The following is a 24668-nucleotide window of genomic DNA, read 5'->3' as shown; positions in this document are numbered from 1 at the left end:
CGGCGGCTATTCCGGCATCGGCGCCGGCTTTTCCTCAACTTTGGATGGTTGCGCAGCCGGTCCCACGGTGCGCCGCCGTCACACGCCGTCGTACGGGCTCAAACGTGGGGAGATCCCCCCGGGAAGGGCGCCTCCGGCGCCTTCGGCGTCGCCGGCAGCAGCTTCAGTCCGGCCGCGCAGCCCACAACTCCGGCGATAAACAACAATTTCAGCGGGCTAGCAGGCTCGACGCCGGTCGCCATCGCCCAGCCGACAGTCAATGCCGCACCGATTCCCACCCAGACGGCGTAGGCGGTGCCGAGGGGAATGCTCTTCACGGCCAGGCCCAGACCCGCCATGCTCAGCGACGCGGTCACCGCGAACACGAGCGTGGGCACGGGTTGAGTGAAGCCGTCGGAGAGGCCCAGCGCCGTGGCCCAGACTGCTTCCAAGACGGCGGAGGCGAGCAGAATAAGCCAGGCCAGAGTGTTCGCGGGGGCACCTCGGGCAGCCATCATGCCACCAGCTTCAGGCCGGCCACGCAGGCCACGATTCCGCCGAGCAGCAGGATCCGGCCGGCGGTCGCGGGCTCAACTTTGGTGGCCATCGCGTACGCGGAGGTGAGCACCACGCCGACGCCCACCCAGACGGCATAGGCGGTGCCGGTGGGGATGGACTGCATGGCAATGGCGAGGCCGCCGGTACTCGCCAGAACGGACACGAGGAAAATAGCGGCCGGTTTGATCCGGCGTCGGCCGCTGACCTGGGAAGTCCGGTGCAGGGCTGCGGCCCACACGGCTTCGAGTGAGCCGGACAAGATGAGAATCAACCACGACATGAATGCTCCTGTGGCCAGTCTTGTCGCGTGCCGGGTACTGATCCGTCGTCCGGAGGCCGCGGAGAAGGCGGCCTTCATTCTAGCCTAGCAACGCCACTGCGGACAGGTGAACTTCGGGGACCTTAGTTCGCGACGGCGTCGATCGATACGACTGCCAGGAAGCCGCGGCCCAGGATTTCGGGGGAGGCCGTGTCCGAACCGATGACGGCGTCGTAGCGTTCCAGGGTCGTTGGTGCGGCACCGGCCGTTCGCCCGGGCGCCACCGCGGCCTGGCCCTGCAGCAGGATGCCGAGCTGGCCCGCGAACACCGGATGCGCCCGCTTTTTCGAGAGCTCGATGATGGAGGTGTAGCCCTTGAAGGTGCCGCGGCGGGTGATGACGTTCAGGTCGCGGATGTCGCCCGTGGGCAGCGCCCCGGCCGCGGCGGCATCGCCGGAGAACCGGAACGGCCGGTACTTCTCGAGTGGGTGCTCGGCGCCGTCAACGCTCAACAGCAGCAGCTCGCCCTCCACCACAGTGAGGACGCGGTCCATGCCGGGGAATGCCGAGAATTCACCGGCCTTGGACACGTCGGCGATGCTCACCCGCCAGTCCCAGCCGTCCGATGATCCGGCGCCGTCCTGGCTGTCCCCGCGGTCCTGGGTGGCCGAGGAATGGCGGGCCACTTCTCGGGTCACCCCGCCGCCTTTGCGCCAGGGGTGGGCTTTCAGCTCGGCATAGCGGATGATGTCCATGGCTCAACCCTATCGGCCAGGCCGCCGGCAGATTCCGGGCGGTCTCATCTGCCGGAAACGTCATACCGGAGCCGGGTGCGCCAGGAGGTCACGGGCTTGCTAACGTCGGAGTCAGGCATCACAGCAGAAGGAGCCGAATGTTCGTCAAAGTATGCGGGCTCAGCACCCCCGAGTCGGTCCTGGCCGCCGCGGAGGCGGGGGCGGACGCCGTCGGCTTCGTCCTGACCGGCAGCGCCCGCGAGGTGACCCCAGCGCGGGCCCGGGCATTGCGGGCGCACGTCCCGGCCGGACTCCTGGCGGTCGGCGTCTTCCGGCACGAAGCCGCGGCCGACGCCGTCGCGCTGGCCCGCGACGCCGGGCTGGACTGGGTCCAGCTCCACGGCGTCCGCACCCCGGAGGACGTGCGGGCCGTGCACGACGCCGGGCTCAAGCTGATCCGCGCCGTCACCATGTCCGCCGCCCCCGCGGCGTTCACCGACTGGGGCGAGGACCTGCTCCTGATCGATGCCGCCGTCCCCGGCTCCGGCGAGGCCTGGGACTACGCCTCGGTCCGCGCAAAGGGACTCACCGGACGCAAGTGGCTGCTGGCCGGCGGCCTGGATCCCGCCAACGTTTCCGGCGCCGCCGCGCAGGCCGGCGCGTGGGGTGTGGATGTCTCCTCCGGTGTCGAGTCCTCCCGGGGCGTGAAGGACCTGGCCAGGGTTCGGGACTTTGTACACGCAGCAAAATCCACCGCTCCCCGGCCCTGACCCGGCCGCGGGAATGGGTCGCACCGTCCGGTGCCGGCCCTTACATGGTGCGCCTTGGTTTTTGCGCCGCGCCGCGCAGTTGCAGGGGCCCCTGCCCCGTCAAGTATCAGTGCCGCCACCGGCGGAATGGTTCATTTTTCACGTGCGTCACCCTTTGCAGGTGAGTGCGGGTCCGCACCGGATTTCCCGGCGTCGCCCGGTTCGCGTGTTGACGAGGCTTTCGTGCCGCGGGGTTGGCCCCATAGTGGTTCCAGGGCCGCGATTTCCGCGGGTGTTGCGGTTCCGAACGGAGGGCTGACCGGCGCCCCGGGCGCCCTGCGTTCCTGGCCGCGGGTGGCCCAAAGACTTACGCCGATTGACACACCGAGTATGGCGGCGATGACTCCCAGGGAGATCGGTGTGGGGATGTAGTAGATGTCGATTTTGAGGAGCATTTTGATGCCGACCCAGATCAGGACGAGCGCGAGTCCGATCTTGAGGTAGATGAAGCGGTGGATCATGTCAGCGAGCAGGAAGTACATGGCACGGAGGCCCAGGATGGCGAAGGCGTTGGCGGTGAAGACCAGGAACACTTCGTCGGTGACGGCGAAGATCGCGGGGATGGAGTCCACGGCGAAGATGATGTCGGTGACCTCGATGAGGACCAGCACCGCAAGCAGCGGGGTGGCCAGCAGGACGCCGTTCCTGCGGATCAGGAAACGCTGGCCGTGGAAGTCATCCGTCATGGGCACGTGCCGGCGGAAGAGTTTCAGGGCCCGGGACTTTTCCGGGTCAAGCATGTCGTTGCGGTGGCGGATCATCCGGTAGCCGGTGAGAAGCAGGAACGCCGCGAAGATGTACAGCACCCACTCGGCGCTGGCGATGATGACGGCGCCCGCCGCGATGAAGACGCCACGGAAGACCAGGGCGCCCAGGACGCCGAAGAACAACACCCGGTGCTGGTATTCGCGGGGCACTGCGAAGTACGTGAAGATGATCGCCCAGATGAACACGTTGTCCACGGCCAGGGATTTCTCGATCAGGTATCCGGCGAAGTATTGCTGGCCAAACTCCGCGCCGTAGATCTGCCAGATCAGGGCCCCGAAACCTACTCCGAAGGCAACCCAGACAGCTGACCATAAGGCCGCCTCACGGACACGGATCACGTGCGCCCTACGGTGCGCGAACAGGTCCACGGCCAGCATCAAAACAATAAAAGCAACAACGGCCAACCAGGCCCAAAAAGGAACATTCATCAGGAATCCGCTTCCAGTCAGTTCAACCCAACTGGAGGTCTTTCCCGGTCCCGGGGGACCTGTCCCGCCGGGCCGCTCAGGGTCGGCCGTACTGACGACGGAACATTTAGGGGATACTCCCCTCCAGTACAAGTGCAACACATTTCACCCGTTCCGACAATGGCCGCTGGTCACCCCAGCGACCGGACTCGCCCGGCGTCGGGACTGTTAGGGAAATACCGCGGATGCATTTGGCCCATGAAGCGGTGGAGGCTGTGAGTAGGACTTTTTAGCGTGGCGTTGAAGTCCGCCGGCTCCGCCACGCCAGTCTGGCTGCCAGCTAAACGTGGTGTCGGTATGGTCAGTTCATGGACAGCGGCACCTTGGTCAATTTTTTGTTGGTTCTCTTTTTTGTGTTGTTGGGCGGGGTATTCGCTGGCACGGAGATGGCGTTGGTGTCCCTTCGCGAGAGCCAGGTGCGTCAGATAGAGAAGGGTGGGAAGGGCGGTGCAAGGACTGCCGCTTTGGCCCGGAGCCCCAATCGATTCCTCTCGGCTGTCCAGATTGGGGTGACGCTTTCTGGCTTTTTCTCGGCCGCCTACGGTGCTTCCACGATTGCACCCGATATAGAACCGCTCCTGGAAAGGTTGGGGTTGGGCGTCGCGGCAGAGCCGGTGTCCTTTATAGGGATGACGTTGCTGGTGGCATACCTGTCCCTGGTGCTGGGTGAGCTGGTCCCGAAAAGGTTGGCGATGCAGAGTGCGGTTGGCTTCACAAAGGTTCTGGCCCCTCCGCTGATCATCTTTTCGCAAGTTATGCGGCCGGTCATCTGGATGTTGTCTGCTTCAACCGATGCGTTGGTGAAGCTCTTGGGCGGGGATCCCCACGCCAGCCAGGACAGTGTCAGCTCTGAGGAACTTTGGGACATGATAGCGGAGAGCGACATGCTGGAAGAAGATAGTCGAAGCATCCTGACTGATGTGTTCGGGGCCGCGGACCGTTCCCTGCAGGAAGTCATGCGTCCTCGCCCGGAGGTTATTTTCATCAGTGGCGACGTGAGTATTGCGACTGCACGCAGCATGGTCAGGGACGGTCCGTTCTCGCGCTATCCCGTGATTGGCCGGACCGCGGATGACGTCCTCGGTTATATCCACATTCGTGATCTGATGCCCCAGGGCGAGGAGCATCACGAAGGAACGGTGAAGGAAATTGTTCGTGAGATTCTCCCGCTGCCGGGAACGAACAGGGTGCTGCCTTCGCTGGCGAGAATGCGCCGAGAGGGTCATCACATAGCGCTGGTGGTTGATGAATATGGGGGCACGGATGGCATCGTCACCTTGGAAGATCTGGTCGAGGAACTGGTGGGCGAAATCTACGATGAGTACGACACCGGGGCCGACCACGAGGATCGCGTCAGCGTGGTCAATGGATCTACCGACGTCGACGGCGGCCTGATTCTGCAGGAGTTTGAGTCAGCGACCGGAATCGTGCTGCCGGAGGGACATTATGAGACAGTCGCCGGATTTGTCATGGACCGCCTCGGCCGCCTGCCCCATACGGGGGACCGGGTGGAGGTGCCGGGGCACCTGTTGACTGTGGTCGCGATGGACGGTCTGCGCACTACACGGGTTCGGGTGACGCCCGTGAATGCTCAGCCACCGGAACTTTGAGCAACTCCGGGCGGCGTGGAGGCACTCGGCCGCAGCCTCAGCAGAAGTAGCCATGACGACGCCGATGATGGCATTGAGACAGGACCGACGCCTTGGGACGGACGCCGGGCATCAGCACCAGCCGCGCGTTTCTGTCGGCCGCAGCGTCCTGCCAACGGTCGACGACGGGGACCGGCGGTATTTCGGCCTCAGCGCCCTGCGCGAGAAACGCGACCAGGTCTGCGTGATCGACGGGATGGTGGCCCGGTTTGGCTGGAGCCATGTTGGCGAAGCTGATGCCATAGCCGGGAACTGGCTGCCGACGCCGCCGTCCGGTCCGCCGACACTTTTGCTGCTCACCGTCCCCAACCAACTCGGTGTGGACTTCAACGACAAGCTGATGGGCACGGTCGTCCGGGACATCGCTCCCGCGGTCGGCTGGGCGCCGGCTTCAGCGCGGGCCTGACGCCGCAGGCCCGGGCGATCCTAGAAAAGCAGCAGCACGAACCCGCCTACCGTGGACAGGATGCCCACACCGGCGAGGACCCACCCCAGGGTCCAGGCGGCGTTGTCGTGCTTGGGCCGGGTCCGCCCCCAGCGGGACGGATGGCATACGTCGTAGAAGAGGTCGACGTCGGTCCCTACCACCAGCCCGCCCGACTCGGCGGCCGGCAGCAGCGACCGGTGGTCGGCGTCGTGGTGGTCAGTCCAGCTGTAACCGGTGAACCCGCCGGCGCTGATCACTGTGCCGGTGGTCCGGGTCCACTCGCACCGGCGCCGCCGGGCGATCCAGCCCCACGCCAGCAGCGGCAGGCCGAGGACGAAACCCACCCACGTCATGACTTCGAGAATGGGGCCGAGCAGGTCCCCGACGGATGCCATCTGCGTGTGCGGGCCGCGGCGTCAGTGGCTGACGCGCGGGCGGCGCAGGGGGAACGCGGTGACGGCGCCCACGGGGACGCGGACGATCATCAGGGCGAGCTTCGGGAGAGCGGGCATGGTCCAAGTATCATGCCCGCGCCCGTGTTCGCAAAGCTCTCCGCCGCCGGTCCGCGTCACAGGACATTTTTCAGGAATTCTTCAGGGTGAACCCCTAGGCCGGATCGGTCTCCGGCGGGGGACAATGGAGCCATGAAGACACTGCTTAACCTCATCTGGCTGCTCTTTGGCGGCCTTTGGTTGGCGATCGGGTATTTCGCAGCTGGCATCATCTGCTGCTTGCTCATCGTCACCATCCCGTGGGGACTGGCATCGTTCCGGATTGCCAACTACGCCCTGTGGCCCTTCGGCCGCACCGTGGTGGACCGTCCGGGCAGCACGGGGGTGTTCTCCCTGCTGGGGAACGTCATCTGGCTGCTTGTGGCCGGCATCTGGATCGCGATCGGCCACGTGGTCACCGCCTTCGCGATGGCAATCACCATTGTGGGTATCCCGTTGGCCATCGCCAACCTCAAGCTCATTCCGGTCTCGCTCATGCCGCTCGGCAAACAGATCGTCCCGAGCGACAGGCCGTTTATCACTACCTACAGCAAGGCCTACCGCTAACCCTTCTTAGAGGAGGAATCCAGCCATGTCTGAGCCCGTCACGGAAAATCCAGCCCAGGCCGGACCGGGGAAATTGCCCGCTCCGCCGGAGGACCTCATACTGGTGGTCACGCGTGAATTCCAGGCCCCCATCGCCCGGGTGTGGTCCGCCCTCACGGACCCGGACCAGGCCCCGGCCTGGTGGGGGCCGCGCGGATTCCACACTCCCCGCGGAAGCATCGATGCGGATCCGGAGATCGGCGGCCTCTACCGCGCCTGCATGGTCCAGGACCGCACCGGCGAGGAGCTGTGGTGGGGCGGAGTCCACACGGACATCGAACCGCCCCACCTCTTGGTCTTCACCCACGCCTGGGACAAACCGGACGGGACCCGCGGCTTCGAGACCGAGGTCACCTTCGAGCTGGAGGAGATCGACGACGGCACCCGGATGACTTTCTTCCAGGGTCCCTTCGACACGATCGATAGCCGCGACAGTCACGGCGTCGGCTGGCGTGAGTCCTTCGACCGGCTTGCCGAACACCTGCGCCGGAGCGACTGAGCACTTAGGCGGAGCACTCCGCTCATCCGAGCTCGGACTGCAGGTTCCGCCGCGCCGCCTCCAGCCACAGTTCCCGGCCCCGCTGGGTGTGGAACAGCGGGTCCAGTTCCAGGAGCTGGCGGACGACGGCGGCGCGTCCGGCGGCGAAGTCGCCATCGCCGATATGCCAGAAATCCTGCCGGACGGCGGCCAGATACCTTGCGTAGGCCGCCGGTTCCCCGCCCAGCACGGACAGGTCGGCGTCGCTGAGCAGGGCAGCGTCGCGGTCCCCGGATTCCGGCTGGTGGTCCGCCGTCATCCGCACGAGGCGGGCCACGTCGTCGACGTCGGCCGGGGGAAGGCCGGCCCGGGACAGCCCCTCCTCGGCGAGCCGGGCAGATTCTTCCTCGTCCTGGCCCGCGATGCCGCGGTACACGGCGTCGTGGAACCACGCGGCCAGCAGCACCGTCCGCGGCGGTCCGGCCGGACCGGCGAGAAGATCAAGGGCCTCAAGGACCGCCAGAAGGTGGGTGCGGCCGTGGTACTTCCGGTGCTCCTCGCCCCAGCGGTCCAGCAGGTCCAGGAAGAGGGAGTCGTGGCCCGGCAGAACGTTGTTCCAGCGGGTCAGCAGCGGGAGCTTGAGGGAGCTGCTGCGCCGTCGGGCCGGGATCCGCAGCCCGCTGGCAATGAGCTTCCGGACCAGAATCCGGCCCTCCACGGGGACAGCGCCGGCCGCAATCAAGGCGTGGTACCTGGCCTCAGCGACGTCGTAGTGGTCGCCGTCGAAGGCCCGTTCCGGAATGCCGGAGGCCGCCGCGAAAGCGTGCAGTTCTTCCAGCGAGGTGTCCGAGACGAGGTGCGAGAAGTGCGTTCCGTGCGCCGGCCACAGCGGCGGGTCAACATAAATCGCCATGCAGGAAGTCTATTCCGGCCGCTGATCAGCCCTGGTGGGCGTCCACATCCGCGGTGCCGGACTGCTCTTCCTGCCGGGCCCGGGCCGGGTGCGGCGTGGACCGTACACCTTCGCCCTTTTCATTCAATTGGGTTTCATGCTCGGCCGCCGCGATGACGCCGGGAGTAATAGCGTTGTCTGAGTTCCAGGCCTTGATGGCGGCCCAGGCCACTGCCACGAGGGGAACGGCGAGGATCGCGCCAACAATGCCGGCGAGGATGGTGCCGGCCGTGAGCGCCAGCAGGATGACGAGGGCGTGGACGTTGAGCGCCTGGCCCATGACCACGGGCTGCAGGAAGTTGCCTTCCAGCTGGTTGACGACGATGACGACAAGGATGACGATCAGGGCCGCGAGCGGACCGTTGGCCACCAACGCCACGAGCGCCGCGAGGATGCCGGCCAGGGTCGCGCCGATCAGCGGGATGAAGGCGCCGATGAACGTCAGCGCGGCGAGCGGCAGGGCGAGCGGGACGCCCATAATCACCAGGGCCAGGCCGATGAAGAACGAGTCCACCAGCGCCACGATCGAGGTTCCGCGCACGTAACCGCCGAGCACATTCAGGCTCCGTTCCCCGGCCCGGCGTGCTTTGACCAGCTTCTCGCCCTTGAACGCCCGCAGGGCGAAGGCCCAGATCCGTTCGCCGTCCTTGAGGAAGAAGAACAGAATCACTGCCATGAGCAGGGCGCCGGTGACGAAGTTTCCGGCGGCGCTGAGGCCGGAGATGGCGCCCGCGCCGACGGTGCTGCTGGTGGCGAAGTCAATGGCCGCGGTGCGCGCCTGCTGGATCTGCTGGTCATCGATGGGGATCGGGCCGGTGCGGATGAAGTCATACACACGGTCAAAGCCCTGGGTGGCCTTGCTGGCCAGCTCGTCCGCCTGGTTCAGGATGGCGAAGACGATGCCGGTGATGACGGCGCCGAACGCGAGCAGAAGTGCCACAAACGACACGGAGGTGGCGGCGGTGCTGTGCCAGCCCCGGCGGCGAAGCCATTGGACCAAAGGCGCGATCGCTGCGGCCAGGATCAGAGCCAGCAGCGCGGGAATCACCACGAGCCGGACCTGGATCAGGGCATAGACCACCACCACGGTCAGGACCAGCAGCAGGAGGACCTGCGCGGTCCGGATGCTGGCGCGGCCCAGGCTGTCGCTCCAGGGTGTTGTCTGTTCCGGACTGCCCATGCTGTTGTGTCTCCCACGCTCGATTGGTCATGCTGCTTACTAACGTTCTCACAGCCGGAGGGTTCCGCGCCCGGGGTGTGGCCCGGTTGCCTCTTGCGGGGCCGGTCCGTCGCCGGGAGCACCGCTCTGGACGCCACCGGGAGAAAGGGCCAAAATGCCAGCAGGATGTCGTCCGGACTCGGCCGGCCCAGCAGACCGATCGTAGGAGGCGCGATGAAGGCGGTGGTTGTCGGAGCAGGCATTGCGGGCCTTGTCGCGGCCCGCCAACTCGGTTTGGCCGGCTGGAACGTCGAGGTCCTTGAGAAGTCGGCCGGCCCGCGCCCCGATGGCTACATGATGGATTTTTTTGGTCCGGGGGTGGAGGCCGCGGAGCGGATCGGCCTCTACCCCCGGCTGGCAGCGGTGGCCTATCGCGTCGAGGCGGCCGAGTATGTCGACGCGGACGGGCGAACGACGTCCAGCCTCGACTACGACCGGTTCGCCCGGCTCGCCGGAGGGAAGGTCCTGAGCCTGCTGCGCCCCGACCTGGAGCGCGCCGCTCTGGCTGCGCTCGACGACGTGCCCGCCGGCCGGGTCCGGGTCCATTACGGGGCGCAGGTGTCAACAGTTCGCGGTGGGGACGACGGGGTCCGGGTCAGCTGCGACGGTTGGCCGGGCGTCGCACTGGCCGCGGACGTCCTCGTGGGTGCGGACGGTATCCATTCCGCCGTTCGGGACCAGGTCTTCGGCCCCGAAGCAGAGTATCTGCACCCCCTGGGCATGCGGGCAGCCGCCTTCATCGTCTCCGAACCGATCCTCAATGCACGCTTCCGGAACAAATTCGTCCTCACCGACAGCATCGGCCGGATGGCAGGGCTCTACAGCCTCCATTCGGACGAGGTGGCCGTCTTCATGGTCTACCGGCACGCCGAAAGGGCGCCAAGCCGTCCGCCACCTGAAAGTGCGAGGGGGCGGCTGCGGCGCGAGTTCGCCGGACTCGGCAGCGCGGTCGACCGGCTGCTGGAGCTGTGCCCCGAGCATCCGTACGACGACGTCGTCGCACAGATCCTCATGCCGGACTGGCAGAGGGGACGTACCGTCCTGGTGGGAGACGCCTGCGGGGCCGTGTCGCTCCTCGCGGGCCAGGGCGGTTCGCTCGCAATCGCCGGCGCTGCGCTGCTGGGGGACATTCTGGGACCCGTGGTCTCACCTGCGGGGATCAGCACGGCGCTCGCCGGCTTCGAGGGAAGCTGGCGCCCCGTGGTCGGGGAGGCCCAAGCGGCAGGGAGGCGCACCGCGTCATCGTTCCTCCCCGCCAACCGGACCCAGCGCCTTCTGCGGCAGTGGATCATCCAAGCCACCCATCTGCCGGGAATCGACCGGCTGGTGGCCCGCCGGATCGTGGGCAGAATCGCAAAGTGAGCTCGGGAAAAGTCCTGGCCCTTTCCGAGGGTGCGGACCAAAGGCCGGCCCGCCACCGCAAATGCGGACTAGAGTGTCCGTATGCCTAATATCCGCGTCTCCGAAGCCGCCCGGCTGCTGGGCGTCAGTGATGACACCATCCGGCGCTGGACCGAGAACGGGAGCCTGACCCCGCACAGGGACGACGCCGGGCGCCTCGCCGTGGACGGGCTGGAACTCGCGCGGCTCGCCCGGGAGCAGGCCCAACTCCCGGATGACCCGGCCAGGGCGGGCAGTTCCGCCCGCAACCGCTTCGTCGGCCTGGTCACGGCCATCACTGCCGACACCGTCATGGCCCAGGTGGAGCTGCAGTGCGGACCGTTCCGGGTGGTGTCGCTGATGAGCAGTGAGGCTGTCCGGGAATTGGGGCTGGAACTCGGCTCGGTGGCGACCGCCGTCGTCAAGGCCACCACCGTGATCATCGAGACCCCCAAAGGCAAGGGCGCCGTATGAGTGCTGTCCTGAGGGCGGGCGCGCTGCTGGCGGCGGGACTACTGGCCGCAACCCTGACCGGCTGCGGCATGCCAGCTTCCGGGGGAGCCGGCAAGAGCCTCACAGTCTTTGCCGCGGCGTCCCTCAAAGCGCCCTTCACCGCCCTCGCCGAGCAGTTCGAGGCCGGCAACCCGGGCACCAGGGTGATTCTCAGCTTCGCCGGGTCCGCCGACCTCGCTACCCAGATCAGCCAGGGCGCTCCGGCGGACGTCTTTGCCTCCGCTGACATCACAAACATGGCCAAGCTCACCGGCGCCTCGATGGTGGAAGGGTCCCCCCGGAACTTTGCCACCAACGTCCTGACCATCGCCGTGCCCCCGGCCAACCCGGCGTCGGTTGCCTCGTTCGCCGATCTCGCGAAGCCCGGGGTAAAGGTTGTCGTGTGTGCAGCCCAGGTTCCCTGCGGCGCGGCCGCAGGGAACCTGCAGAAGGAAACCGGCGTGACGTTGACGCCGGTGAGTGAGGAATCGTCCGTCACTGACGTTTTAGGCAAAGTCATCTCCGGCGAGGCCGACGCCGGACTTGTCTACGTCACGGACGTCAAGACCGCCGGGGACAAGGTGCAGGAAATCCCGTTCGCCGAGTCGGCCAAAGCCGAGAACACCTACCCCATCGCGGCCCTGCGGACCGGCAGGAACAAGGACCTGGCCGCGGCTTTCATTGCCTCGGTCACTGGCCCCGAGGGCCAGAAGCTGCTCCGTGGCGCCGGCTTCGGAACCCCTTAGGGCCGCATGAAGGGGCCAAATGACAGTGCCTACAGCGGAATTCCGCGCTGGGTCGTCGCCATGGCCGCCGTCGGGGCCCTGCTGGTGCTGCTCCCGCTCGCGGCCATGGTGGCCAGGGTCAACTGGCCGGACTTCATCCCGCTGGTCACCTCCGAGTCGTCCCTCACCGCACTGGGGCTGAGCCTGCGCACCGCGGGCACCAGCACGGTCCTGTGCGTGCTGCTCGGCGTGCCGCTGGCGCTGGTCCTGGCCCGCGGCCACTTCCCGGGCCAGCGGCTGCTGCGTTCCTTCATTCTGTTGCCGCTGGTTCTGCCCCCGGTGGTGGGCGGCATCGCGCTGCTGTACGCCTTCGGCCGCCAGGGCCTGCTGGGCCGAAGCCTGGAAATCGCCGGCATCCAGATCGCGTTTTCCACGACGGCGGTCATCCTCGCCCAAACCTTCGTGGCCCTGCCGTTCCTGGTGGTCAGCCTCGAGGGCTCGCTCCGCTCGGGCGGAAGCCGGTATGAGGCCGTGGCCGCAACCCTCGGCGCGCGCCCTACCACCGTGCTGCGCCGCGTGACTCTGCCGCTGGTCCTGCCGGGCCTCGCTTCCGGGGCCGTGCTTTCCTTCGCGAGGAGTCTGGGTGAGTTTGGCGCCACGCTGACTTTCGCGGGAAGTCTCCAGGGCACCACCCGCACGCTTCCGCTGGAAATCTACCTGCAGCGCGAGACCGACGCCGACGCCGCCGTCGCGCTGTCGCTGCTGCTGGTCGTGGTGGCGGTCGTCGTCGTCGGGCTCTCCTACCGGGGTTCCGGGCCTTCCTTGTCGGGCAGTACTGCGGGCGCGGGCGCGGGCACGCCGGGGCGGGTGCCGGCATGACGTTCACCCTGGACGCCGCCGTCGCCGCCCGCGCTTTTGACGTCTCGCTGAGCCTCGCGCCGGGTGAGACGCTGGCAGTGCTGGGCCCAAACGGGGCGGGCAAATCCACGCTCCTGGCCGTGATCGCCGGGTTGCTCCGCCCGGACGCCGGCCGGTCCGAGGTGAATGGCCGGGTGCTGTTCGACCTCGGCGGGGGCGCGCACACCTGGACTCCGCCGCACCGCCGCGGAACCGCCCTGCTGTCCCAGGATCCGCTGCTGTTTCCGCACCTGAGTGCGCTGGAGAATGTGGCGTTCGGGCCACGCAGCGCGGGGGTGCCCAAGCGGGAGGCCCGGGAAACCGCCCGGCGCTGGCTGGCCGAGGTCGACGCCGCCGACCTCGCCCACCGGCGGCCGGGGGAGCTGTCCGGCGGGCAGGCCCAACGCGTCGCGGCGGCCCGTGCCCTGGCCGTGGATCCGGATGTACTGCTGCTGGACGAGCCCTTGTCCGCCCTGGACATCCACGCCGCACCGCTCCTGCGGCGGCTGCTCAAACGGGTGCTCGCCGGGCGCCGCGCCATCATCGTCACCCATGACGTGCTGGATGCCTATATGCTCGCGGACCGGATCATTGTGATGGAGGAGGGCCGGATTACCGAGGACGGCCCCACCCGCGACGTCCTGCGGCGGCCGCGCAGCCGCTTCGCCGCGGGTCTGGCGGGGCTGAATCTGATCGCTGGGACGGTGACACCCGCCGGAATCCGGTCCGCTGCAGGCCTGGAATTCGCCGGCCAGCACGACGCGCCGCTGCCCGCCGGACAGCCCGGCGTGGCCGCGTTCCCGCCGTCGGCCGTGTCAGTGTTCCTGGCCGAGGCGCACGGCAGCCCGCGGAACTCCTTCCGCGTCACGGTCACGGACCTGGAACCGCACGGCGACCAAATCCGGGTCCGAGCCGGCCAGCTGTCCGCGGACGTTACCCCGGCCGCCTCAGCGGATCTGGGTCTGGCGCCGGGGCTGGTGGTCTACTTTGTGGTCAAAGCGGCGGCCGTGTCCATCTATCCGGCCTGACTGCGTCAGGACCGGACGGCACCTGGCCGGTCGCCGGCGTGACGGCGTCAGGCAGGGAATGCGCGCCACCAGGACAACTGCGCGGCGCTCACTGGAGTGCTCGCCGTAAGCCCGGGCCTCGCCGCGGCGCAGGCCCCGGGCAAGCTACCCGCGGTCCTTGCGGACGGGGTGCTGGCTGACGATTGAGACCCGGTTAAAGGCGTTCATGGTGATCGCCAGCCAGCTGATGGCGGAGAACTCCACGTCGCTGAGGTGTTTCCGTGCCGCCGCACCCTCGTGCTCACGGGCGCCGGCGTCGGAAATGTTGGTGATTGCCTCGGCCAGGGTCAGGGCGGCGCGTTCCTTCTCGGTGAAGAGGGCGGTGTCCCGCCAGGCCGGGAGAACGGCAAGGCGCTGGGCTGATTCTCCGTTCTTGACGGCGTCGCCCACGTGCAGGTCCAGGCAATAGGCGCAGCCGTTGAGCTGTGAAATGCGGACATTGAGCAGTTCAATCAGCGTCCGGTCCAGGCCGGCCTCGTCGGCGGCCTCTTTCGCTTTCAGCCCCAACCCGTTGAGGGCCCGCCACACGGCGGGGTGCTCCTTGTCCAGGAACACAGTCTTCGTGGTGTCGTGCGCTGGCGCGGTCTCTTCCATGGGAAAAGACTACCCATGCGAAACGCCGAGAAAAGTACGTGACAGAGTTGTCATATCCGTGACAGAATGACGTTACAGTGAAAATCACGCAGGGGCGCCTCCTCGGCCGCTCCGCAGGGCGGGTCCGCCGACATCGGACCAGGCCCATCATTCGACGGTCGGCTCCTTGGGGGAACCGACCGTCGAAGGGGTTTAACGGGCCTGACCTTTTTGGGACATGTCCACTTCTGGAGCGCGACGGATGGGCATATGGGGATTATGTCCAGTGGCCCCGGCTAGCCGAGGGCATGCCGTGTGGTCCGGACAAGGCTGGCCCCGGCGGTCACCAGAGCGGGCGCATCGCTGGCGAGGATGATGCCGGCAAAGTTGTCGGCGTAACCGCCCAAGTCATCGCCGACGGATCCGACGACGGCGTACACGGGCGTCGAACCGCACCGGGCCAGGATTGCCGCGATGATTTTCCCCTGGCAGGTCTGGGAATCCAGCCGGCCCTCGCCGACAACCACAGCGGCGCTGGCAACGAGCTGCTCATCGAAGTCCAGTAGCTCAAGGACATAGTCGGCCCCGGAGACCAACTCCGCCCCGTAGCGGGCCCAAATGCCGCCGGAGAATCCGCCGGCCGCCCCGGTCCGGGCCAGCAGCCGGGGGTCCCGGCCATAGTTGCGAAGGAAGTCATGGCCCTGCTGCTCGAGGCGCCTCGTGAGCAGCTCGACGGTTGCCGGATCAGCACCCTTCTGCGGTCCGAATACCCGTGCCGCATCAGAAAAATGGGTGGTGACGTCGCTGAGGATCACCACCTCCGCACCACGGAGGCCGCCGCGTTCCTCGATCGCCGCGATGGCGCCCGCACCGCCGTCGCTCGTGGCGGAACCGCCGGCCGCGACCAGGATCCGGCCGGCGCCGAGCCTCGCGGCTTCGGCCATGAGTACCCCGGTGCCGTAGCTGCTGGCCGCGACCGGGTCACGCTTATGGATTGAGGGCAGGTTGAGTCCGCTTGCAGACGCGAGCTCGACGACGGCTGTTCCTCCGGGAGCAAGCCCGATGGCCGCGTCGATGGCGTCGCCCCAGGGTCCGACGGTGCTGATGGTGACGGGCAGGGCGTTCAGGCCCCGAACCAGCACCTCAAAGGTTCCCTCGCCGCCGTCGGCCACCGGCAGCTCCAGCGCGGTTCCGCCGGCCGAGCGGATGCCGGCGGCCAGGTGCCCGGCCACCTCGGGGGCCGTAAAGGTTCCCTTGAAGCTGTCCGGGGCCACGAGGATGCTCATCGGTTCAGAAACCGACCTTGTCGCGGCCCTTGAGCTGGAGCATTTCCCGAGCCTCGTCCGGGGTGGCGATTTCGAAGTTGAGGGCCTCGAGGATGGTGCGGATCCGACTTACCTGCTCGGCGTTGGACCTCGCGAGCTGGCCGGGGCCGATCCACAGTGAGTCTTCCAGCCCAACTCTTACGTGCGAGCCCATCGCGGCGCCAATGGTGGCCAGCGGCATTTGGTTTTTTCCGGCGCCCAGGATGGACCATTCGTAGGCGTCCCCGAGTAGCCGGTCCGCGGTGCGGCGCATGTGCATCAGGTCCTCCGGATGGGCGCCGATCCCGCCGAGCAGCCCGAACACGGACTGGACAAACAGCGGTCCCCGGGCCAGACCGCGGGAGTGGAAGTGGGCCAGGTTGTTGACGTGCGAAATGTCGTAGCATTCGAATTCGAAACGCGTGCCGTTGTCGTTTCCGATGCCCAGGATGGTCTCGATGTCCTGGAAAGTGTTCTTGAAGACGAGGTCGCGGCTCTTTTCAAGCCCTTCCCGCTCCCATTCGTGGTCGAACTCCTTGAAGCGGTCCAACATCGGATAGAGACCGAAGTTCATCGAGCCCATGTTGAGGGACGCCAGCTCAGGTTTGAATAAGGCAGCCGGCTGCATTCGCTCCTCAACCGTCATATGGGGTGAGCCGCCGGTGGTGATGTTGATGACAGCGTCCGTGTTGCGCTTGAGCTTGTCCAGGATCGGTGCGAAGTGCTCCGGGTTCTGGGAGGGCCGCCCGTCCCGGGGATCGCGGGCGTGCATGTGCACAATCGCAGCGCCTGCCTCGGCGGCGCCGAGGGCAGCGTCCGCGATCTCATCCGGGGACACCGGTAGATATTTGGACATGGACGGGGTGTGGATGGCGCCGGTGACGGCGCTCGTGATGATGACTTTGCGTGCTGCGGGCATTGGGGTCTCCTTGGGCTGACGGAATCTTGGGCGGACAGGGCGGGCCGGCCTAGTAGAGCTTTTCGGTGTTGCCGTCGACTGCAAGTGCCTGGCCGTTGACGTTGCGTGCCATGTCGCTGGCGGCGAAGGCAGCCATGTTGGCAATGTCCTCGGCCTCGATCAGCCGTCCTAAGGAGGACTGGTTGTGGTACAGCGCGGACACCTCGTCCTCCGGCAGCTCGAGCATCCGGGCCTTGGCCGCAATGACCGAGTCGATCCGCGGCCCGTTGACGGCTCCGGGGCAGATGGCGTTGACGCGGATCCTGTCCGGTCCGAGTTCGATCGCGAGCGTCTTGGTCAGTCCGATCACGGCCCACTTCGATGCCGAGTAGGCGCTCCGACCGGCCATTCCGAGTCGCCCGGCGGCCGAGGAGAGGTTGACGATCGACGCCTCCCGGCCGGACCGCAGCAGGGGCAGCGCGTACTTGATGCAAAGGAACTGGCCGTGGATGTTGACGTCGAACGTTGACTTCCAAGCGGCCGTGTCGAGGGTCTCAAGGGGGCCGGTGGGCCCGGCGATCCCGGCGTTGTTGACCAGGATGTCCAGGCCGCCCAGTTGTTTCTCGACGGTGGTCATGAGTTCGCGGACCTGCTCCTCGACCGAGACGTCGCTGACGGCCGCCGAGAGGCCGCCGGCGCGGGCCTTCTCGACGGCGTCGGGATCGATGTCTGTGACGAATACGGCGGCACCGAGTTCCTGGAATTTGGTGGCTATGGCCAGGCCGATGCCGTTGGCTCCGGCGGTGACGAGGACTCTTTTTGAGCTGAAATCCATGAGTATTCCTTGAGTTGGTGTGTCTGCGGACAGGCGCAGGGCGGTACGTCGGGCGATGCGGTTAGTGTGAGGCCGGTGCGCCCAGCGGCTTTTCTGCGCCCCGTTTGAGCATCAGCGACAGGAGGGCGCCCACGATGCACATGCCCACGATGAACCACAGGCCGGAGAGTTTGGACCCGGTGACGTCCTGCATCAGGCCCATGACGTACGGGCCGAGGAAGCCGCCGCACAGGCCGATGGTGTTGACGAAGGCGATGCCGCCGGCGAGCGCGGCCCCGGTGAGACGGGTGGCCGGGTAGGTGAAGAGGATCGGCTGCAGGGCGAAGAAGTTGAACGCGGCCAGGCAGAAGCCGATCATTCCGAGCACAGGACCGCCGACGGCTCCGAGCGCGAAGCCGGCAACGATGCCGATCATGGTCCCGGTGACCAGCAGGCGGGAGCGCCGGCCGTCGGTCGCGAACCGCGGGACCAGGAGGGCGCCGGCCGCCGAAAAGATCCACGGGATGGCTGTGAGCAGGCCGATCTGCACAGGGTTGAGCTTGCCGTAGGTGCCGATGATGGAAGGAAGGAAGTAGGACAACGCGTACACGGCGATCTGGTGGGTGAAGTAGATGCCCACCACGAGCATGATCTGCCTGTCCTTCAGGACGTCGAGGAGGCGGTGGTTGCCGGATGCTTCGGCGCCGGCTTTTTCTTCGGCAGCGATGCGCGCTTCGAGGTCTTGGGCTTCTTCGGCGCTAAGGAATGTCGCCTTGCTCGGGCGGTCCGGGAGTTTCTTCCAAACGACGTAAGCGAGGATGCAGGCAGGCAGTCCCTCGATGATGAACATCCACTGCCAGCCGTGCAGCCCGGCGAACCCGTCCATGGTCAGCAGGAGACCGCCGAGGGGTGCGCCCACGATGTTGGCAATGGAAACGCCCAGCAGGAACATGCCATTGGCCTTGGCACGGTCCTTGACCACAAACCACTGCGTCAGGAAGTACATGACGCCGGGGAACAGCCCGGCCTCTGCGACGCCGAGCAGCATCCGCATGATGTAGAAGGACCATTCGCCCTGCACAAAAGCCATGCCGGCGGAGATGATGCCCCAGGTGATCATGATCCGCATGATCCAGAAGCGCGCGCCCACCTTGTGCATAATCAGGTTGGACGGGATCTCCGACAGGGCATACGTGAGGAAGAACAACCCGGCGCCAATACCGAAGGCCGTGGCGGAGATGCCGAGATCGATCTGCAACCGGTCCTTGGCCATGCCGATGTTGGTGCGGTCCAGGAAGGCCATGATGTAGGCGCCGATCAGGAGCGGCATGACCCTGCGGAGGATCACGCCGTTTATTTCCCGTGGTGTGCGCATCTTCGTTGGTGCGGATACAACTGACATGGGTCCTCGTCCTTCAATTGGTGGTCGGGCGGCAGGAAGCCCGGGGGTCGGGCAGCCGTAAGGCAGCCAGGGTGGATGTCCGGGGCAGAGTGTTTCGGGAGGGGGCTATCGGGTGGCCGGCGTGCAGCCGCAGGTCCGCCCGATGTGCAGGCGGTGCCGGCAGATCTTGGTGCTGTAGGTGCTGGAGGGGGCTTCGATGCGGTTGAGCAGCATGGTGAAGGCTTCCTCGGCCATTTCCTGCTGCGGCTGGACAACGCTGGTGAGGTTGATCAGTCCGGAACGGCTGTGCGGAAGGCCATCGCAGCCGGCGACGGCGACATCATTCGGGATCCGAAGTCCCCGGGCCAGGGCGTACTCCATGACGCCGATGGCCAGTTCGTCGCTCCCGCACACCACGGCCTGCGGAGGTGTTCCCGAGGAGAAGAGGCGCTCGGCGGCCAGCCGGCCGCCCTCATTATTCACCCGCGTGCTGATCCTGTGAGCGCCGCTGATGCCGACCCCGGCCGAGACGGCAGTTCGGACAAAGGCCTGTTCGCGGGCCAGCGAGGCCGTGGAGAACCGCGGCCCTACTACAGTGGCGATCTCCGTGAAGCCGTGGCCCAGCATGTGCTGCATCAGCGTCGTCGCGGCGGCGTCGTCGTCGATCCCGACGAAGTCGGAGTCAAGGAAGTCCGCGCGACGCGAGAGGCAGACGTAGGGGATCCGTGCCGCCCGCAGGGTGCGGATCGCTGTGGCATCATCCCGAAGGGACGCGGCCAGAATGACTCCGTCCACATTGCGGTTGGCCAAGGTCGAGGTGACCTGAGCCAACACCTTCGGATCGTCCTGTGTGGTGGCGACGAACACTTCGTAGCCCGATTCGGCGGCGGCGGAAATGATGCCCTGGGCCCAGCGCGGGAACATTGGGTTAATGATGTTGGGCAGGATCAGGCCAATCACACGGGTTCGCTGCATGTCGGTGGACTGCGAGGACTTACGGGGCCTAAAGCCCAGTTCGTTCGCTACGCGGATGATGTGGCGATGGGTCTCCGGCGAGACGCCGCCCTTGCCATTCAGCACGTAGGACACCGCAGCCGGGGAGACACCTGCCGCCCTGGCCACGGCGGCGGCCGATACCGGCGACGCCGCCCGGTCGACGGTGACACTGGTGGTGTCCTTGCTCATATCCGGCCCTCCCTTGCGTCGTTGTCGGCCCCTGTGACCTCAGTTACATTAGATAGACGTGGGAGCGTTAAGCAACGTTAAGCAATTTTTTGGCCAGCGCCGAATGGGACGCTGGGTCCGGCGTGGGTCACGACCGTCCCTGGGCCCACTTCCGGGAGGCATGTCCACTCCTGGAGTGCGACGAATGGGCATATGGGGATTATGTCCAGTGGCCGGCGCGGGCAACGGGCATGTCCATCAGGTCATGTCCGCGCCGGCGCGGCAGGGCAGGGCAACTGCCGCGGGGCCTCCGGCCCTAGACACCCGTTTCGCCGTGGGCAAACATGGAACCAACGGAACCGAACGTAGAGTTGAGCGGAGTAGACTCAACTCTAGTATCCGCATGTTCCCGAAAGGAGCTCTCTTTGGACGCGAAATTCACCACCAAGAGCCAGGAGGCTCTTGCGGCAGCCGCCATGAATGCCTCGACGGCCGGCAACCCCCAGCTCGAACACGCCCATCTGCTCAAGGCGCTGATGGACCAGCGTGAGGGCGTCGCCGTCGCGCTCCTCCGTGCCACCGGCGCGGACCCGGATTCCGTCAGCGTCCAGGCCAGCACCGCCATCAAGGCCCTGCCGTCAACCTCCGGTAGCTCGGTACAGCAGCCGCAGCTGTCCCGCACAGCCCTGCAGGCGATCAAGAATGCCCAGAACGAGGCCGACCGGCTCGGCGACTCGTTCGTCTCCACCGAGCACCTCCTCCTGGGCCTCGCGTCCGGAAGCGACGCCGTGGGCAAGCTGATGCGCGACGCCGGCGCCTCCCACGAGGCCATGCTCGCGGCCCTGCCCGGCGTCCGCGGAGACCGCAAGGTGGACAACGCCGATCCCGAAAACAGCTTCCAGGCGCTCGAGAAGTACGGCACCGACCTCACCGCGATCGCCCGTTCCGGCAAACTGGACCCGGTGATCGGCCGCGACGCCGAGATCCGCCGGATCATCCAGGTGCTGAGCCGCCGGACCAAGAACAACCCCGTCATCATCGGTGAACCGGGCGTCGGCAAGACCGCCGTCGTCGAAGGCCTCGCCCAGCGCATCGTCGCCGGCGACGTCCCCGAAAGCCTGCGCGGCAAGACGCTGATCGCCCTGGACCTTGCGTCCATGGTGGCCGGCGCCAAGTACCGCGGTGAATTCGAGGAACGCCTCAAGGCCGTCCTGGAGGAAATCAAGGGCTCCGACGGCCAGATCGTCACGTTCATCGACGAGATCCACACCGTGGTGGGCGCCGGTGCGTCCGGGGACAGCTCCATGGACGCCGGCAACATGCTCAAGCCGATGCTGGCCCGCGGCGAGCTTCGGCTGATCGGCGCCACCACCCTGGACGAGTACCGCGAAAACATCGAGAAGGACCCGGCCCTGGAACGCCGGTTCCAGCAGGTCTTCGTCGGCGAACCCAGCGTCGAGGACACCATCGGCATTCTGCGCGGGCTCAAGGAACGCTACGAGGCGCACCACAAGGTGGCCATTGCCGACTCCGCCCTGGTGGCCGCCGCCACCCTCTCCAACCGATACATCTCCGGCCGGCAGCTGCCGGACAAGGCGATCGACCTCGTAGACGAGGCCGCCTCCCGGCTGCGCATGGAGATCGATTCCGCGCCGGAGGAAATCGACCAGCTGCGCCGCTCCGTGGACCGTCTGACCATGGAAGAACTCGCTCTGGCCAAAGAGACGGACCCGTCATCGGTGGAACGGCTCGCCGCCATCCGGTCCGATATGGGCGATAAGAAGGAAGAGCTGGCCGGTCTCAACGCCCGCTGGGAGGCCGAGAAGGCAGGACTGAACCGGGTCGGCGACCTCAAGGCGAGGATTGACGAACTGCGCTCCGCCGCCGAAAAATTCCAGCGTGAGGGCGATCTCGAGGCTGCGTCCCGGATTCTGTATGGCGAACTTCCCGCCCTGGAACGGGAACTCAACGAAGCCGCGGAGGCGGAGTCGGCCCGGGTTGCCGGCGGCGGCGCCAAACAGGACCTCATGGTGGCCGAGGAAGTCACCGCAGACGACATCGCCGAGGTGATTTCGGCCTGGACCGGCATCCCGGCCGGGCGGATGCTGCAGGGGGAGAGCCAAAAGCTCCTGGACATGGAACACGTGCTGGGCGAGCGGCTCATCGGCCAATCCAAGGCGGTCACCGCCGTCTCCGATGCCGTCCGCCGTGCCCGCGCGGGGATCAGCGACCCCAACCGGCCCACCGGGTCCTTCCTGTTCCTGGGCCCCACCGGCGTCGGCAAGACCGAGTTGGCGAAGGCGCTGGCCGACTTCCTCTTCGACGACGAACGCGCCATGGTGCGCATCGACATGTCCGAGTACTCGGAGAAGCACTCCGTCGCCCGCCTCGTCGGGGCGCCCCCCGGCTACGTGGGCTACGAGGAGGGCGGCCAGCTGACCGAGGCGGTCCGCCGCCGCCCGTACTCCGTGCTCCTGCTCGACGAGGTGGAGAAAGCCCACCCCGAGGTGTTCGACATCCTGCTGCAGGTGCTCGACGACGGCCGCCTCACCGACGGCCAGGGCCGCACCGTGGACTTCCGCAACGTGATCCTGGTCCTGACCTCGAACCTGGGCAGCCAGTTCCTGGTGGACCCGACCCTGGATGCGAACGCCAAGCGGGACGCCGTCATGGCCACCGTGCATGCCTCCTTCAAGCCCGAGTTCCTGAACCGGCTCGACGAAGTGGTGCTGTTCGACCCGCTGACTGTGGAGGAACTGTCCCGGATCGTGGAGCTGCAGGTCAAGGAACTTGGTGAACGCCTCAAGGGCCGCCGCCTCAACCTCGACGTGACCGAAGGGGCCCGCGCGTGGCTCGCAGTGACCGGCTTCGACCCCGCCTACGGTGCGCGGCCGCTGCGCCGCCTGGTGCAGCGGGAAATCGGTGACCGGCTGGCCAAGGCCATCCTGGCCGGGGAGATCACCGACGGCGACACCGTTCTCGTGGACACCGCCCCGGATCTCATCGAACTCACCATGGGCGGGACGCACGCCACTGCCCGGCCCGACGGCGGCGCGTCCACCGGCAGCGGACTTTCCGTCCGCCGCAAGGAATAACGCCCCCGGGCGACTGGCCCATACCAGGACAACTGCCAGCCGGGCAACGCCCCGGCTGGCAGTTCCGTCGGCAAATCCCTAGGGAATCAGCGATTCCATGATGACGTTTCCGGTGTCAGCGGTGACATAGCAATCCACGCGGCGGTCACCCTTGTCCCAGCTCGTGGAGCTCGGGTAGGCCAGTTTGTAGCTCAGCACGTAGGCGGCCTGCTTCTCCGTCAGCGGCGCTGCCTTGCACGCATCCAGGGCCTTCTGCTTGAGCGGGTCCCGGCCCGGATAGGAGTCGCCGTCGCCGTAGTGCTCGGCCGCGACCAGCTGGGCCGAGTGGCCAGTGGAGCAGTCGACCACCGTTGACGTGGGCGCTTCCGCGTCGAAATCCTTGAAGCAGTCGCCGAGCTGGAAGTCGAGGGGGCCCACACTTTCCAGCGGAAGCGGTCCCCGGCTTGCAGGCTCGGACGACGCCGGAGCTGCGGCGGAGGTGTCAGCGCCGGGCAGCTGGGTGCCGCCATTCATGGTGACCAGCCACCAGACCAGCAGACCAGCCACGACGGCCACGGCGGCCACGGCGGCCACGGCGGCCACGGCGGCGCCGGTCCTCACGGGTGTCTGACGACGGACCCGGCCGCCGGGGTCCGTAACCTTCGAAGGAGCAGCGTCCGGGACCGCCGGCGTTGGCGGCGCCGACGGGTGCGGCGGCGTCGCTGGTTGCGGGGGAACTATGGGTGCGCCGGCCGGAACGGCGGGGGCGGACCGGTCGCCGTCTGCTGCTGCGGGGCGCATCCCAGGCGTCCCGGCATCGCCGGGGCCGTCGTTCTCTTCGGTCACTGGGACGTCTCCACTTCCGTGCTTCTGAGCCGGGGCTGGACGCCCGGCCGGGGGCCCGTTTCCGGCAACCCACCACGAAACTCTATCCAAGATGCCGGGCGGCCTGCATGCCGGCGGGAGACCGTCCGGGGCGGGGGCGCAGGCTACATCGTCCACGGCCGCCGCCGCGGGGAGCAGTTACCCCTGAAAGCATGTAATCTAGGTGTACGACAAACTGACCAAACATTCCGGGGCCTCACTAATGCCAATGGTGACCACCTCCGGTCCGAGTACAAAAAGGGGGTCACGCCATGGGGCGCGGCCGTCAAAAGGCAAAAGCTACCAAGCAGGCTCGGGACATCAAGTACTACTCCCCGAACACTGACTACACAGCCCTCCAGCGCGAGCTGAAGAGTTCTGAGGTCCGTGCGCCGAGTCGTTTCTCGAGTGAGCCTGTAGAGCCGGATTATTCGGCCTATGTTGATAAGTACGCGGACGATGTGGAAGAGGACGACGACGAGGTTCATACCCGTCGGATAGGTTAGTCGACACTTCTTCCCGGCATGCCCTTCCGCTAGCGGAATGCCGACCACATGATTTCAGGCCCGCCGGCCGCTCCCCTTACGGGGGGAGGACGGCGGGTTTTCTGCTGCCCCGGGTTTCCGGCCGGCCAGGTGC

General features: G+C 66.9%; 26 protein-coding genes and 1 riboswitch. Of the genes, 12 read left to right on the top strand and 14 right to left on the bottom strand.

The genetic code is table 11. The features are described 5' to 3' along the window. Nucleotides 1-98 precede the first annotated feature (98 nt). The 3 genes from VUN84_16395 to VUN84_16385 form a co-directional block, all read right to left on the bottom strand. Entirely contained in the window at nt 99-497 is a 399-nt protein-coding gene (locus VUN84_16395) for a multidrug efflux SMR transporter (GenBank protein ID XAS63853.1), read from the bottom strand. Continuing rightward, nucleotides 494-817, bottom strand: a complete 324-nt coding sequence (locus VUN84_16390; GenBank protein ID XAS63852.1) for an SMR family transporter — start codon at nt 815-817, stop codon at nt 494-496. The genes VUN84_16395 and VUN84_16390 overlap by 4 nt, the downstream gene beginning before the upstream one ends. 9 nt (nt 818-826) lie before the next feature. Then, nucleotides 827-894: riboswitch (guanidine-III (ykkC-III) riboswitch) on the bottom strand. Between the two features lie 45 nt (nt 895-939). After that, nucleotides 940-1551, bottom strand: a complete 612-nt coding sequence (locus VUN84_16385) for a HutD family protein (protein XAS63851.1) — start codon at nt 1549-1551, stop codon at nt 940-942. 137 nt (nt 1552-1688) lie between these two features. Between VUN84_16385 and VUN84_16380 the strand changes: the two genes are divergently transcribed. After that, nucleotides 1689-2300, top strand: coding sequence for a phosphoribosylanthranilate isomerase (locus tag VUN84_16380; GenBank protein ID XAS63850.1), 612 nt, complete (start codon nt 1689-1691; stop codon nt 2298-2300). Between the two features lie 131 nt (nt 2301-2431). On the opposite strand, the gene VUN84_16375 is transcribed toward VUN84_16380, so the two are convergent. After that, nucleotides 2432-3535 carry a TerC family protein gene (locus tag VUN84_16375; GenBank protein XAS63849.1) on the bottom strand — a complete coding sequence of 368 codons (1104 nt, stop codon included), beginning with the start codon at nt 3533-3535 and terminating at the stop codon, nt 2432-2434. A 347-nt stretch (nt 3536-3882) separates the two neighbouring features. On the opposite strand from VUN84_16375, the gene VUN84_16370 reads away from it, so the two are divergent. Together VUN84_16370 and VUN84_16365 are read left to right on the top strand one after the other, a co-directional pair. Then, nucleotides 3883-5184: a hemolysin family protein gene (locus VUN84_16370; protein XAS63848.1), complete on the top strand. Its 1302-nt coding sequence runs from the start codon at nt 3883-3885 to the stop codon at nt 5182-5184. A gap of 52 nt (nt 5185-5236) precedes the next feature. Further along, nucleotides 5237-5629 (top strand): flavin-dependent oxidoreductase, encoded by a 393-nt coding sequence (locus VUN84_16365; protein ID XAS63847.1) that lies wholly within the window; start codon nt 5237-5239, stop codon nt 5627-5629. A 20-nt stretch (nt 5630-5649) separates the two neighbouring features. On the opposite strand, the gene VUN84_16360 is transcribed toward VUN84_16365, so the two are convergent. Beyond that, on the bottom strand, nt 5650-6045 hold the full coding sequence (locus tag VUN84_16360; protein ID XAS63846.1) for a hypothetical protein: 396 nt from the start codon (nt 6043-6045) through the stop codon (nt 5650-5652). 249 nt (nt 6046-6294) lie between these two features. Between VUN84_16360 and VUN84_16355 the strand changes: the two genes are divergently transcribed. Both VUN84_16355 and VUN84_16350 read left to right on the top strand, forming a co-directional pair. Continuing rightward, nucleotides 6295-6708, top strand: coding sequence for a YccF domain-containing protein (locus VUN84_16355; GenBank protein ID XAS63845.1), 414 nt, complete (start codon nt 6295-6297; stop codon nt 6706-6708). 25 nt (nt 6709-6733) lie between these two features. Beyond that, entirely contained in the window at nt 6734-7246 is a 513-nt protein-coding gene (locus VUN84_16350) for an SRPBCC domain-containing protein (GenBank protein ID XAS63844.1), read from the top strand. Between the two features lie 22 nt (nt 7247-7268). Here the strand turns inward: VUN84_16350 and VUN84_16345 are convergent, their stop codons facing one another. Together VUN84_16345 and VUN84_16340 are read right to left on the bottom strand one after the other, a co-directional pair. Continuing rightward, nucleotides 7269-8138 (bottom strand): DUF4031 domain-containing protein, encoded by an 870-nt coding sequence (locus tag VUN84_16345; protein XAS63843.1) that lies wholly within the window; start codon nt 8136-8138, stop codon nt 7269-7271. A 25-nt stretch (nt 8139-8163) separates the two neighbouring features. Continuing rightward, entirely contained in the window at nt 8164-9357 is a 1194-nt protein-coding gene (locus tag VUN84_16340; protein ID XAS63842.1) for an AI-2E family transporter, read from the bottom strand. 213 nt (nt 9358-9570) lie between these two features. Here VUN84_16340 and VUN84_16335 point away from each other — a divergent pair, with 213 nt between their 5' ends. The 5 genes from VUN84_16335 to VUN84_16315 all read left to right on the top strand — a co-directional run bounded on the left by VUN84_16335 (nt 9571) and on the right by VUN84_16315 (nt 13918). Further along, nucleotides 9571-10758: an FAD-dependent monooxygenase gene (locus VUN84_16335; protein XAS63841.1), complete on the top strand. Its 1188-nt coding sequence runs from the start codon at nt 9571-9573 to the stop codon at nt 10756-10758. An 81-nt stretch (nt 10759-10839) separates the two neighbouring features. Then, a complete protein-coding gene (locus VUN84_16330; GenBank protein XAS63840.1) occupies nt 10840-11250 on the top strand; it encodes a TOBE domain-containing protein in 411 nt (136 codons plus the stop codon). Further along, nucleotides 11247-12014 carry a molybdate ABC transporter substrate-binding protein gene (modA, locus tag VUN84_16325; protein ID XAS63839.1) on the top strand — a complete coding sequence of 256 codons (768 nt, stop codon included), beginning with the start codon at nt 11247-11249 and terminating at the stop codon, nt 12012-12014. Before VUN84_16330 ends, modA begins: the two co-directional genes overlap by 4 nt. Nucleotides 12015-12020: 6 nt before the next feature. Beyond that, nucleotides 12021-12872: an ABC transporter permease gene (locus tag VUN84_16320; protein XAS63838.1), complete on the top strand. Its 852-nt coding sequence runs from the start codon at nt 12021-12023 to the stop codon at nt 12870-12872. After that, nucleotides 12869-13918, top strand: a complete 1050-nt coding sequence (locus VUN84_16315; protein XAS63837.1) for an ABC transporter ATP-binding protein — start codon at nt 12869-12871, stop codon at nt 13916-13918. The genes VUN84_16320 and VUN84_16315 overlap by 4 nt, the downstream gene beginning before the upstream one ends. Before the next feature lie 144 nt (nt 13919-14062). Here VUN84_16315 and VUN84_16310 read toward each other — a convergent pair whose 3' ends face one another. The 6 genes from VUN84_16310 to VUN84_16285 form a co-directional block, all read right to left on the bottom strand. Continuing rightward, nucleotides 14063-14551, bottom strand: coding sequence for a carboxymuconolactone decarboxylase family protein (locus VUN84_16310; protein XAS63836.1), 489 nt, complete (start codon nt 14549-14551; stop codon nt 14063-14065). A gap of 275 nt (nt 14552-14826) precedes the next feature. Continuing rightward, complete coding sequence (locus VUN84_16305; protein ID XAS63835.1) at nt 14827-15816, bottom strand: glycerate kinase; 990 nt, start codon at nt 15814-15816, stop codon at nt 14827-14829. 4 nt (nt 15817-15820) lie between these two features. After that, nucleotides 15821-16753 (bottom strand): 3-keto-5-aminohexanoate cleavage protein, encoded by a 933-nt coding sequence (locus tag VUN84_16300; GenBank protein XAS63834.1) that lies wholly within the window; start codon nt 16751-16753, stop codon nt 15821-15823. A 49-nt stretch (nt 16754-16802) separates the two neighbouring features. Next, on the bottom strand, nt 16803-17567 hold the full coding sequence (locus VUN84_16295; protein XAS63833.1) for an SDR family oxidoreductase: 765 nt from the start codon (nt 17565-17567) through the stop codon (nt 16803-16805). A 61-nt stretch (nt 17568-17628) separates the two neighbouring features. Beyond that, nucleotides 17629-18948 (bottom strand): MFS transporter, encoded by a 1320-nt coding sequence (locus tag VUN84_16290; GenBank protein XAS63832.1) that lies wholly within the window; start codon nt 18946-18948, stop codon nt 17629-17631. 105 nt (nt 18949-19053) lie between these two features. Next, on the bottom strand, nt 19054-20112 hold the full coding sequence (locus VUN84_16285) for a LacI family DNA-binding transcriptional regulator (GenBank protein XAS63831.1): 1059 nt from the start codon (nt 20110-20112) through the stop codon (nt 19054-19056). Between the two features lie 404 nt (nt 20113-20516). On the opposite strand from VUN84_16285, the gene clpB reads away from it, so the two are divergent. Further along, on the top strand, nt 20517-23186 hold the full coding sequence (gene clpB / locus VUN84_16280) for an ATP-dependent chaperone ClpB (protein XAS63830.1): 2670 nt from the start codon (nt 20517-20519) through the stop codon (nt 23184-23186). 78 nt (nt 23187-23264) lie between these two features. Here the strand turns inward: clpB and VUN84_16275 are convergent, their stop codons facing one another. Beyond that, the gene (locus tag VUN84_16275; protein ID XAS63829.1) at nt 23265-24011 is read right to left on the bottom strand and encodes a septum formation family protein; all 747 of its coding nucleotides are present in this window, start codon (nt 24009-24011) and stop codon (nt 23265-23267) included. A 290-nt stretch (nt 24012-24301) separates the two neighbouring features. On the opposite strand from VUN84_16275, the gene VUN84_16270 reads away from it, so the two are divergent. Further along, nucleotides 24302-24535, top strand: coding sequence for a DUF3073 domain-containing protein (locus tag VUN84_16270; protein ID XAS63828.1), 234 nt, complete (start codon nt 24302-24304; stop codon nt 24533-24535). Nucleotides 24536-24668: the final 133 nt, after the last annotated feature.

Source organism: Micrococcaceae bacterium Sec5.8 (genome assembly GCA_039636775.1).
Taxonomy (GTDB): domain Bacteria; phylum Actinomycetota; class Actinomycetes; order Actinomycetales; family Micrococcaceae; genus Arthrobacter.
This window is presented reverse-complemented; position numbering and strand designations above follow the sequence as displayed.